Source organism: Methylocucumis oryzae (assembly GCF_000963695.1).
In the GTDB taxonomy this organism is placed as follows: Bacteria; Pseudomonadota; Gammaproteobacteria; order Methylococcales; family Methylomonadaceae; genus Methylovulum; species Methylovulum oryzae.
This window is the reverse complement of sequence record NZ_LAJX01000378.1, coordinates 1-538: the sequence shown is the minus strand read 5'-3', so window position 1 is coordinate 538 and position 538 is coordinate 1. Positions and strand designations below refer to the sequence as shown.

1 protein-coding gene is annotated in these 538 nt (G+C 57.2%); it reads left to right on the top strand.

Going from position 1 to position 538, the window contains the following annotated elements; genetic code table 11:
* On the top strand, positions 1-538 hold a 538-nt coding region (tnpC, locus tag VZ94_RS21785; RefSeq protein ID WP_045780857.1), incomplete at both ends, for an IS66 family transposase.

The window sequence follows — 538 nt, the reverse complement described above, 5'->3', positions numbered from 1 at the left end:
GGCGAAACCCAAACGTCCGCGTGCGGGTCGTCAATCCTTACCCGAGCATTTGCCGCGTATCGAACACCGTCACGAACCGGAATCCTGCACCTGCGGTCAATGCGGCAAAGACTTGGTCAAAATCGGCGAAGATGTCACTGAGCAACTGGATGTTGAGCCCGCTAAGTTTTTCGTGCATCGCCACATTCGCCCCCAATATGCTTGCCGTGCTTGCGAAACCGTCACTGCGGCGCCGATTCCACCGGCGGTGATCGATGGCGGTATGGCCGCCGTGGGTCTGTTAGTCTGGCTGATCATCAATAAATACCAAGACCATTTGCCGCTATACCGATTAGAACAAATCGCCGCGCGCGAAGGCGTTAACCTTGCCCGGTCAACGCTGGCGGAATGGGTGGGTCGTGTCGGGGTAGCGCTAAAACCGTTGGCGGAGCGATTAAAGTGGCATTTATTGCAAGGCAACACCTTGCTGGCCGACGAAACGCCGGTGTCGCAGCTAGAACCCGGCACCGGCAAGACGCGCAAAGCCTATTTGTGGGAC